Source organism: Pseudahrensia aquimaris (assembly GCF_042676045.1).
Classification (GTDB): Bacteria; Pseudomonadota; Alphaproteobacteria; order Rhizobiales; family Rhizobiaceae; genus Pseudahrensia; species Pseudahrensia aquimaris.
Genome location: NZ_JBHTJV010000009.1, coordinates 631,271 through 642,280 on the forward strand (window position 1 = coordinate 631,271; position 11,010 = coordinate 642,280).

Here is an 11,010-nt window from a genome sequence, read left to right on the forward strand (position 1 = left end):
ACCGCCTAAGTCCTTGATTTAATCATGTTCGCACATGCCAGAGGCCGCGCCGTTGTTTAGCTACCTTCCGTAAGTTAGCGTAAACGTGAAGCTCCACTTTTTGGACAGTAAGCAGCGTCGTGTTCACTACCCTTACAGTGTCACCCATTTTGATGGTGATCTTGAGTCTGTCGCTCGGGGTATTCGTAGCTTACGAATTTCGCCATCAACCAACGATCGGACGATATGAGTCTTTCCTCCTCTACGTCCTGTTTATGTCGCCGCTTTCCTTTTCAGCATACTTTTTCGATTTTGATGAAACTTACGCGATCGTCCCTTCGCTTTTGGCATGGTTCATTGTTGTGCTCTTCACCAAACGCGCGACGAAATACGGCGTTTTGGGAAAAAAGGGATACCTACGTTGCGTTCTGATGAATCGCAGACGGGGACGTTTGGTGCGTTCCGCAGATGACCTAGATAAGATCGACAAACTGATACTCGACGAGAAATTTCTGCCTACTGACGATGCGGAAGAGGAATACCTAAAGGACATCTTTCAAAAAGCTGCGCTGTTGGATGTAGAGCTGCTCGACATCAACGACTTCCTGAAGCAGGAATATGGCTACGTGAATTACATGCGCAAATCTCACCGCATTGCGCTGCGCGAGCGGGTTGTGTTCGACACGTTGAAGAACGCATTTGATCGAACGCTGTCGCTGGTATTGCTGATCGTGTTTTTGCCCCTGTTCGCCATCATTTCTCTCGCAATCTACCTTCAGGACGGCGGTCCGGTGATATTCTGGCAAACCCGCGTCGGCAAAGGTGGACGCCACTTTGAAATCGCAAAATTTAGAAGCCTCAAAAACGGTGATGATGAAACACCGATTGGGCGCAAAATTGGAACCATTCTGCGCGTGTCTCACTTCGACGAACTGCCCCAATTGTGGAATGTGCTGAAAGGCGATATGGCGCTTGTTGGCCCAAGGCCAGAATGGTTGTCACTGGCAACAGACCAGAAAGCGCCCAAAGGCTATTGGATGCGTACGGCCATAAGACCGGGCATAACCGGATGGGCACAAGTGAGTTACAAACCTTCAAGGACGCTGCATACGAGAAACAGAAAGCTCGGCTATGATATTTTCTATATCAACAACCGCGGCATATTTCTTGATGCCCTCGTTTGGTTGCGGACATTCCAAAAGTTTGGGTTCTTTCTCGTAGCGTTGCTTGATCGCAAGTCGCGCTCAAAAGTCATTTGAATCTGTCGATAAGTCTTTGTCTTCACGCCTCGGCCAACCCAAAAAGGCGACGATAGCAATGACCAACGCGGCAAGATACCAGCCTTGCAGCCAAGACGCGCCGACGAGCGCCGAGACATAAGCTGCGACCAGCAGGCAAGTTGCTGCCATGCCCTCTTGCTGCCCAAGTCCGGCGACGGTTTTCGCAAGGGATAGCAGAACGGCAGCAAAGAGTATTGCGCCAATCAGACCAAAGTTGACCCAGATTTCCAGCACGAAATTATGAGGATGGGTGGTGCGCGTATCAAAGCCTGCATCACTGAGTGTTTCCGCCAGCGCCCCTTTCATGGCCAAGTGTCGATCGGCTTTCGCGCCCGTGCCAAATATGGGGCTGTCTGCAATTTCGTCGGCATAGCCTTGCCAGATTGCGGCGCGATGAAGAGCATGGCCGTCTTTGAGGAAACTTGAAGAGGAGTTGGTCACCGCCGCCCCAACCAGCGGCAAAAGCAACGGAAAGACTAAAGTAAATGCGGCGGCGCTGGCGATCAGCCAGGTTCGAAGCCGAGGCGCCACCGTCAAAATACCCCAAACGGCTCCGGCGAATACAGCAGCCAATTGCGCTGTCTGGCTTTGTGTGGCCCATAAAACGGCGGCAAGAACGATCAAAAAGCCGAAGGCCAAAATTTTGTGAAGCGCAGTCGGCTTTGAAAAAACTGCAATCGGAATGGCAAGAAAAACCAACCCGATTGTGTTGCGGTTAAGATCATATAGTTCAGAATTTGTGTCCCTAAGAGCGTAGAGCGACGTCAATCCAAGCAGGTCCAGCAAAACGAGCGTAGCGCCGATTAACGAGCCGCTCATAACCATGATCGACATAGGTGCGATAATCGTTCTGGAGCACTCACGCGCAAGAATGAGGGCGATTGGAATAAGTGCAAGCAAAGCTGCAACGTCGAATAGAGCTTCAAGCGGAATTGGGCTGCGGAAAATTCCAATAGCATACCACACCACAAACGCGGCAAAGGACAATACCAAAAGGCGCACCGGGTCTGTCCGAAAGCTTCTGACCGATTGGCGAAAGTTAAGATGGCGGAACCCAGTGATGGCGTGGCCCACCAAAAGAAACACCAGCGCCAACAAAATTGCTGCCGGCATCCATCGTGTTACAGCAACCTGCAAAATGGGGCCGATGATAAAAAGCACGACAGCAGCGCTATCGCGGCAGATCCGCAAAATCCAATAGTCGAAACCATCGGATAGAGTTGTTTCGGGTTCAATGGCCATCGTCGCGCAGCCCGTAAACTTCGGCAAATGCGTCTGCCACTTCTGCATTGCTGACAGGCAGTGCTTCAATGAGCGCGCGTGCGGCGCGTCCGTATTCTGAGACAAGGTCCGGATTGTTCAGAGCTTCACCGACGGCAGCTATGAGCGCGCTGCTATCTGGTGGGTCGAGTAGCCAACCTGTCTCGCCATCGACAACAACTTTCTCGATTGCACTTTGCCGACTGGCAATCATTGCCACGCCACAGGCTGCCGCTTCCAGCAAAGCGCGGGGAAAACCTTCCTGCAAACGCGTTGGCAGGCAAACCACGTCCGCTGAATTGATTATCCGTGGCATCTCGCTCTGATCTACCGCCCCCAAAAATGTGATCGCGCCATCTTCATGGGCTTTCTGGATTGTTGAGGGGTCCATTGATCCGGGATCGGTCTCTTCAAACAGTCCGGCAAGAACGAATTTAGCGTCCAGCCCCTTGCTCTTTGCGTCGCGTGCGGTTTCCAGAAACACATCGACCCCCTTTTTTTCGATGAGTCTGGTTGCCATCAGGAAGGTCAGGCCGTTGATCGACGTCTTAGCTTCAGGTTTGAACACGTCTGTATCCAACCCCGTGCCCTCAACAACGGTGGCTCGAGTGGCAGGAACTATGCCGTAATCTATAAGAATTTTCCGATCACAGGCATTTTCAAAGGTCGCGTGTGCCCCGCTTACCTTGGCGCTGAGACGCAGGGCCATCGTGACGATCACCTTTCGCACCGTGGCCATGGCTCTATCGCATGGTTCGAAAACTTTGCCGAGGCCTGGGAAGGTCCAAACAAGTTTTTCCGCGCCCCCGAACAGACGTCGCAATGACACCGCAAGCCCGGAAAACAGAATTGGCTTGATCGTGATTGCATGGACGATATGAGGTTTTCGGGTTCCAATAATCCGCAGCAGAGCCCACAAAAGCTGAAGGTCTGCGAGAAGGTTCAGACGGTGTTTGTCGATTGGCAGTTCAACAAGTGCAATATTATCGGGCCAAGCACGCTTTGCTTCTTCGGTGCATGCGCCACTCGCCACAACAACATCGTGTCCCTTGGAAGCAAAGTGTTCTGCGAGCATTTGGCGGTGAGCGCGGAAATAACCAAGATCATTGACCACAAAAAGGATTTGCATTTTAACCATCGTGGCTTTTGAAAAGTGGATGGTCCTTGCTTCGAAACGCCACGGACATCCTTTCTTCCATGCCAGACCTCACCATCATCATTCCCGCTTACAATATGCATGACACTGTGTCTAATGCGGTTGAAAGCGTGTTGATCCAGAAAATTGAGGCCCAAATCATCGTCATTGATGACGGCTCTTTGCCTCCGATCACGTTGCCTGAGGACGTGGCAGCGCATCCGCTGGTGACCCTTTTGACACTTCCTTCAAATGGTGGTGCGGCGGCGGCCCGTAACGCAGGCGTCACAAGGGTCAAAACCGATTGGCTGGCTTTTCTCGACGCGGATGACACACTCATACCCGACACACTCCATCAGCGTTTCGAATTTGCAAAGGCAATGGAGGCCGATGCTCCGCTAGCCCTGTTTGGCTGCGGTTGGTTGGAAGCAACACGAAAGATCGGCCAGCAAACACGCATTCCCTTAGGTGCAGACACCGCCCGCCATTTCGCATCTGGCTGCTGGTATTGCCCCGGCTCATGCATCATCGCGCGGCGACAAGTCTTTGTGGATTTGCCCTTCGATGAGAGTTTGAGCCGCTTGGAAGACTTTGATTTTGGTATCCGTTTTGGGAAAAGCGGTGGGCAGCTTCTGGTTCAACCAATTGCGGGTGCTGCAATCCGACCCGCAAACCGGACAGATACCGATCAGGTGGCCCGCGCTGCAAAACATTTGCGGACCAAGCACACTGCTTTGGCAGAAAGTGACCCTGATGCTTTCAGTGCAATGAACGCTTATCTCGAGTTGGAACTTGGAACAGCGAGTGCGCGGGAAAGCCGTTGGGTGAAGGCCTTGGGCCATCATTTGCGCTCTTTTGCCTATAAGCCGCGCATCACACGGCACTTCAGCCCGGGCTGGACGTTCTCGCAGTCCTAGAGAACCAGACCGCCCCGCTTGCAATTCCCCCCCTTCTTGGCCAAAAAGCGGAGCACTTACGCAATCGGTGGTCCTGCCATGTCAGTTTCAAACGGCGCTTCGCATCGATCAGACGGGGAGCGCTGGTTCATCACAGGTGGCTGCGGTTTCATCGGCCGCAATTTGATCAGCCTCTTGCTGGGCCAAGGCGTTCCTCTCGGCAGCATTCGTGTCTATGACAATCACTCCGCAGGCTCACTCGACGACTTAAAGCACGTTACGCAAGCGGCCGAAGAAGGAGCGGACTGGGGCTCTGGCTTAATCGGTGTTTGGCAAGGCGATGTTCGTGATGCACTGGCAGTTGGCAGAGCGATGCAAGGGTCAACCCATGTTGTTCATCTGGCCGCATCGACCAGTGTTACCCGGTCAGTTGAAGACCCCCTAACGGATTGTCAGCACAATGTGTTGGGCGTGCTCACGATGCTTGAACAGTGCCGAACACATCCTGTCGAGGCGTTTGTCTTTGCTTCATCGAGCGCACCATTGGGTGCCGCTGCTCAGCCGATAACGGAAGAGACGCCCCCCAATCCTGCGTCTCCTTACGGGGCGAGCAAGCTGGCGGGTGAAGGATATTGTCAGGCCTATGCAAATTGCTTTGACGTGCCGACTTCGATTTTACGTTTTGGCAATGTCTACGGAATCCACTGTAACCATACCGAAAGCGTTGTGGCGCGTTTTCTGTTGCGCGCACTCGAGGGGTTGCCGCTTGAGATATACGGTGACGGCACAGCAACACGCGATTTTGTCTACGTTGAAGACTTATGCGAGGCTATTGCGCTCGCTGCCCGTCAGGCACGCACGCATGCAGGCGAGATTTATCAAATAGCCACTCATCGCGAGACCACGGTGAATGAAATCGCCAACATCCTTGCATCGGTCTTGAAAGATCAAGGCGTCGAGGGCGTTACCGTTAACCACGCCCAAACGCGGGTGGGCGATGTTCAACGCAATTTTTCTGATGTCGCCAAGGCCAAGCGTGATCTGGGTTGGGAAGCGCGCACCAGCCTACAAGAAGGTTTGTCAAAAACCGCCGATTGGTTCTTGCAAAACTCCCGCTGACTTTCGATTAACGCGAAATGCCCGTGAACTTCTCGATCATCCGATCCGCAACTAAGTCCATGCGGTCGTCGCCATTTTGAAGCAGATCGTTCACTTGCTCCCACCGCCATTGTGGAACGCCGACGCGGTCGTTGGTCAATTGCCGCAATGAATATTCGTTGAGGATAGAGACGTCTGGGGTGCCCAGATAGGAAATGAGAAACGCCGAGCGGTTTCGCAACTCCTTTGATGGCTTCTTGAACTTTCCCGCTCGAAGATACGAGCGATATTGATCACGCGATTCCGGGTAAATGAGATCGACCGGATAGTCATGCTTTCCAAACCATGAAGCCATAAGAACCGGAATGCCCAAAGCAGTAAGTTCAAGGCTGCTGGAACCGTTCCACAAAAGAGCCAGATCGAGATGCGGGGCCAACGCGTGAACATTGATGTCACGATGCCCCAGGACGCGAACATTATCTGGAATATCCACTTCAATCAGATCGGCGAAGAAATCGATCAGATCGAGAGCGATCTCTGGCCGCAATTCGTGGGGGTGGGGCTTTATCAGCAATATTACATCGTCTGCCCCGGCGACCGATTGGACCGTGTGATTGAGCCAGTCTTTCATATCCTTATGGGCAGGGCCGCCATCATAAGGCACGTTAAGATCGACCGGTACTTTGCCGAACGCACAGACGACCTTTTTGCCAGCAGCACGTTCTGACTTGAGCCAATCAACAATCTCCAGTTCGGTCTCGTTGCTGGAGGATGAATTGCGGTTGACCTTGATCATGTCGTCCGCGCGTTGTTTCAAATCGCTGTCACTACGGTTTTGCGCATACCAGGTCTCGAATTTCTCTGGCAATGCCATAAACGGCGCACGGCGATCCTTGTGCAGGGTCATATCGGTTACGCACATCGTCGATGCATATTTCGAGCCAAGGTTAGAGAAGTAACTCTCGTAAGCCACATTGCAGTTGATGAATGACAAGTGTGGATCGTCCTTTGCACGGGCAAAGTCTCGAAACACCGAGAACGGCACGACATGGGCGTTGCCGCTGACCATGACCACATTGATTTTACGCTGAACGACCTCGCGGAAAATGTCTTCGCATACCGAAAGACATGTATCGGCGCGTTTCAGATAAACACTGAAATCGCGATTGGCCGCATCTTCGTTGATATCGACTTCGTACTTGCGCACACGGGTCGACATGCGTTCGTAGAAACCCTGATAGAAATTGATACCCTCGGCTTCCACCGTTCGCTCGTCCCAATTGATCTCCCAGTCGTGGTCAAGTTGGTGATGATAGAGCGTGGAGGGGATGGAGCCAGCGAAGCGGTCAATATACTCGATACCCGTTGGATCGTGCTCCACCATGCCTTCCAGCAAATTTACAACCGCGTACCCTTTTTTCTTCAGCGCATAGAGCGCCGGCGTCATCATCGCCAACGTGTTGAAACAAGATTGCGACGCCAGAAAAACAACGCCTTTTGGCACCACAGGCTGCGGATAGCTTTTCAGGATGCGACTTGTCTGGCGAATGAAATCAATCTTTGCGATTTCGTCTTTCAGCGACTTGCGCTTGGCCGGTTCTACGACGTTTTGAAGTCTTAGATTGAGCGTTCGTTTCGCTTCCGCAAATTCTCCAATCGCACGCAAAGCCTTGGCGTAGCGCATGATTGCCCGACTATCTTTTTGCGTCATCGGCGACGCAGTCGAGTAAGCCTTTATCACTCCCAGATGGTCCGCCTTCGCAGCGTGCAGCGCAATCCAGGCCGTCTCCAAACGCGCTTTTTGGTCGGTCGTTGTTTTTGCTGACTTATGGAAGAAGTGCTCAGCAAGCATTTTCTTCGCTTGCTCAAACTGCCCACGCTTCACGAAAAAATCGAAAATCTGATAAAAATGGCCGCTACGTTTTGCAAGATGGCCCCAGCTTTCGATCGATTTGCTCTGCAAATTAAATTCGTTATTGGCGAATGACCCGATCAACAGGTCATAACCCTTCTGGGTTTCGCTGACGCTATCGGTTGCCACACCTACAAGAGCGGCGTTCAAAAACATGTCGTAACGACTGGGATATTTTGCAGCCAGATGCTCTTTCAGCAGTTCGGCACAACGCACCTGAAGTCCCCGGCGACGGCTGTGATCGCGTTCGCTCCTAGTTGGATTGGATCGGATGATTGTGCAGAGCCGATGATAGAGCGCGGGATCTGTCTTTTCGACCGATGACAGCGCATTCATCAAATCAACCAAGGGGTTATAGTGTAGATTGTTTGAAAGTGCGCGTGCATAGGAATGGATAGCGCTCGCATTGCCACCTTCCTCTGAGTAGCTTTCCACCAGTTTGTCGATCAGATCAGGAATATCGCGGCAAACCCGACCATTCAGGTTTGCCTGAGCGAAAGTGACTGCCGACAGAACAGAATCTGTGAGCATCGGATCGTGCAAAATGATCTCGTCATTAGCTTCAAGTTGATCCAGTGCACGGTTTGTTACCGCCAGTAGTGCGTCGTAGTTGAAAGTGCCGACCAGAAGATCAACGATTTGAGCGAAATTGTGCAGCAGCGTCGCGTCATCCACGCGCTGCATAATTTGATCTACCGTAGCGGAAGCTGAATCGGGGCATGTATTGAGATACAGCAGCACTCGAACAGCACTTGGCAGTGTCTCTTCAATTGAGCGGAGTTTCTCTAGGTCAAGCCAGTTTTCAGGGATCTCGCGAGGGTCAAGGTGCTTTACCTGTTCGACGATGAAATGTCCGGCAACTTCAAAGAAATTGCTCAAGCCATTGCTGACTGGATGAACGTAGCGCGGATAGCGCAGATAAACGGCTGCAAACAGAGTTTCCAACGAAACGTCTTTTCCAGTGCGTTCCGGAATTTGTTGCAGATCATCGGTCAGTCCGTGGCCGGCGTAAAATGGTGCGCCAGCAACAGTCACCTTCTTTCCCTGAATAAGCGCTTCAAAACCGCTCAACGATGTCTGCGTAAAAATGCGGTCCATCTGGCTGGTAAGATCAGCGAGAGGAGCGTTCGGCGAATGGACAATCAGCGACTGCGACGGTAGCGCATCAGCAATTTTTTTCGATTGTCTGCTACCCACGTCTGGATGGGGACGGAAATGAAGCTGAGCGTTGGCAAACTTATCGCTCGCTGTTTCAACAAGCTGTTGGTTGGAAAAATTTTTATTTGTTAGCCGCTGCAGCAGGTTGGGCCGTTCCAAGCTGCCATATCGAATGGACGCGTCGTTCTCTACCTGGCCGACAATAAGAACCCTCTCGCGCCCTTCGGCGTCTTCCAGTTCAACCGGCTCATCACTGAAATAAGTGTAGTATTTGCTCAACCGCGCGGCACGCATGAGCAAAAGACCGTCCCGCGCATTCTTTGCGAGATCGGGGTCCGCACTCAAATCCGTCTCGGCGATGAGCTTTTGTACGTCCGATTTGCCGAGAGCGTCGTAGTATAGACCGTTGTCGTCAAACACCAGCGAATGAGCCCGCGTGTGCTTTACGCCAGAACCCATTGATCTTAGGAATCCATCCTCGATACGCACCAGATTCTTTTTGTATTGTTCAGCAAAACTGCTGAGCGATTTCGGAACATCATTGCCCCAAATTCCCAGTTTCCATTCGCCTTCGAAAAGATCTGGTCGTCTGTCAAAAACAGTTTGTGGTCCAGTATCAAAGCGCACAAAGGCAACGCGGTATTCTGGCAGATAGTCCACCAGATGTCGGCGTTTCCATGGATTGATCTTCCATAAAAATATGACGGGCTTGTCAGGTGCGTGCTGCCAATTGCGGCCCATAAATTGCAGGTAATCTTCTGCGCCCGGTTCCAATTTCGCCCAGCGACGCACAAACTGCATTTCATCGCGCCAACTATCCGGCTGGTGGTAGAGGCGCCGTGCTTTTCGTGTTGCTTTTTGAGAAATGTCGGAAAATTTCATGGATTGGCCTTAGGGCTGCGGATATCGCTCGTATCAATGAGCGGCGCGTTTCGTCAATTATTTCAATTCTATCTATCACATTTGCGAATAATTTATCGCAAGTCGGCTAGAAATCACAATCGATGTACGACATTTCCGCCACCATTCTGGCGAAAACTGTCGTGAGGGTGAATCGGTACAAAGCGTTCAACGGATATCTGCAGGGAAAACATGACCACGCCAAGCAATCAAGAGCAGTTTATGCTCGAACTCATAAACGCATTCCGCCTCGATCCCAATGGCGAATATAACCGGCTGATTGACGCCAATGGGCAGGCTTATGATTCCGGTGTTGCAAGCGCAGTTTCCTATTTTGGCGTCGATCTTTCCGCCTTTGAAGCGCAACTTTCCGCGCTCCAACCCACCCATGTTTTGGCTTGGAATGCCAACCTTGCCAATGCAGCGGAAGGCCATTCCAACGATATGATTTCAGCCGATACCCAGGCTCACACTTTGCCGGGCGGCCCGGACGCAGGGCAGCGCATTGCTGCGGCTGGCTATAACTACAACACCTATGGTGAAAACATCTTCGCCTTCACCGACGACATGCTTTATGGCCACGCAGGCTTCATAATTGATTGGGGCTATGACGACGTAGACTTCAACGACAGCACGCTTAGAAGCGACTGGCAATCCCGCGGTGATGGCATTCAAGATCCGGCAGGTCATCGCGACAGTCTGATCAGTTCAAGTTTCAACGAAATTGGTCTGGGTGTGGTCGCCGAAAACGACCCTGCAACCGGAGTGGGTCCGTGGGTTGTTACTCAAAATCTGGCAAACAGACGTGGCTACCAAGACCAACTCGTTGGTGTCGTGGCGAATGATCTCGATCAAGACGAGTTTTATGATATTGGTGAAGGCTTGGGTGGAGTCACTGTAACCATTTCGGGTGGTGGGTCCACTTACACAACAACGACTTGGGACTCTGGCGGTTATCAGATTGTCGTCCCTGCCGGCAGCTATCAAGTCACCTTTTCCGGGGGCGGCATCACGAGCGCTGTAACGGAAGCCGTGGTGATGGGTTCCCAGAACCAAAAGTTGGATCTCTTCATTGATCTCGCGTCACAACCCAACGTCCCAACCGCCCAAGCCGATGTTTTTAACGGCACAGCGCTTGCCGATGTGATCGATTTGCTCGCTGGCGATGATACCTATTTTGCGGGTGCTGGCGATGACGATGTTTCAGGCGGCCAAGGAGCGGATACACTCCACGGCGAAGAAGGCGCGGACGTTCTGCGTGGTGGGAGCGACGGTGACACCCTCTTGGGCGGCTCTGGTAACGATCAATACCATGTCGAAGACGCAGGCGATGTTGTGGTTGAACTGTCCGAGGAAGGCTACGACCGCGTGTTCGTTGATGGTCTGTCCAGC

7 protein-coding genes are annotated in these 11,010 nt (G+C 52.2%); 4 read left to right on the forward strand and 3 right to left on the reverse strand.

Annotated elements, in window-relative coordinates; translation table 11 throughout:
* The first annotated feature begins 119 nt into the window (after positions 1–119).
* Positions 120–1,238, forward strand: a complete 1,119-nt coding sequence (locus tag ACFQ14_RS11795; RefSeq protein ID WP_377212930.1) for a sugar transferase — start codon at positions 120–122, stop codon at positions 1,236–1,238.
* Here the strand turns inward: ACFQ14_RS11795 and ACFQ14_RS11800 are convergent.
* Positions 1,224–2,501, reverse strand: coding sequence for an O-antigen ligase family protein (locus ACFQ14_RS11800; protein ID WP_377212931.1), 1,278 nt, complete (start codon positions 2,499–2,501; stop codon positions 1,224–1,226). The genes ACFQ14_RS11795 and ACFQ14_RS11800 overlap by 15 nt on opposite strands.
* Positions 2,491–3,648, reverse strand: coding sequence for a glycosyltransferase (locus ACFQ14_RS11805; RefSeq protein ID WP_377212932.1), 1,158 nt, complete (start codon positions 3,646–3,648; stop codon positions 2,491–2,493). The genes ACFQ14_RS11800 and ACFQ14_RS11805 overlap by 11 nt, the downstream gene beginning before the upstream one ends.
* Before the next feature lie 68 nt (positions 3,649–3,716).
* Between ACFQ14_RS11805 and ACFQ14_RS11810 the strand changes: the two genes are divergently transcribed.
* Complete coding sequence (locus ACFQ14_RS11810) at positions 3,717–4,571, forward strand: glycosyltransferase family 2 protein (RefSeq protein WP_377212933.1); 855 nt, start codon at positions 3,717–3,719, stop codon at positions 4,569–4,571.
* Positions 4,572–4,649: 78 nt separating this feature from the next.
* Positions 4,650–5,669: a GDP-mannose 4,6-dehydratase gene (locus ACFQ14_RS11815; RefSeq protein ID WP_377212934.1), complete on the forward strand. Its 1,020-nt coding sequence runs from the start codon at positions 4,650–4,652 to the stop codon at positions 5,667–5,669.
* A 7-nt stretch (positions 5,670–5,676) separates the two neighbouring features.
* Here ACFQ14_RS11815 and ACFQ14_RS11820 read toward each other — a convergent pair whose 3' ends face one another.
* Positions 5,677–9,600, reverse strand: a complete 3,924-nt coding sequence (locus ACFQ14_RS11820) for a capsular polysaccharide export protein, LipB/KpsS family (protein ID WP_377212935.1) — start codon at positions 9,598–9,600, stop codon at positions 5,677–5,679.
* A 240-nt stretch (positions 9,601–9,840) separates the two neighbouring features.
* Between ACFQ14_RS11820 and ACFQ14_RS11825 the strand changes: the two genes are divergently transcribed.
* Positions 9,841–11,010: CAP domain-containing protein (locus ACFQ14_RS11825; protein WP_377212936.1), on the forward strand; the 1,170-nt coding region annotated here is incomplete at its 3' end.

Excerpts from the sequence above, each read along its gene's own strand:
- ACFQ14_RS11800 (WP_377212931.1), bottom strand. The coding sequence starts at position 2,501 with ATGGCCATTGAACCCGAAACAACTCTATCCGATGGTTTCGACTATTGG.
- ACFQ14_RS11805 (WP_377212932.1), bottom strand. The coding sequence starts at position 3,648 with ATGCAAATCCTTTTTGTGGTCAATGATCTTGGTTATTTCCGCGCTCAC.
- ACFQ14_RS11810 (WP_377212933.1), top strand. The coding sequence starts at position 3,717 with ATGCCAGACCTCACCATCATCATTCCCGCTTACAATATGCATGACACT.
- ACFQ14_RS11815 (WP_377212934.1), top strand. The coding sequence starts at position 4,650 with ATGTCAGTTTCAAACGGCGCTTCGCATCGATCAGACGGGGAGCGCTGG.
- ACFQ14_RS11820 (WP_377212935.1), bottom strand. The coding sequence starts at position 9,600 with ATGAAATTTTCCGACATTTCTCAAAAAGCAACACGAAAAGCACGGCGC.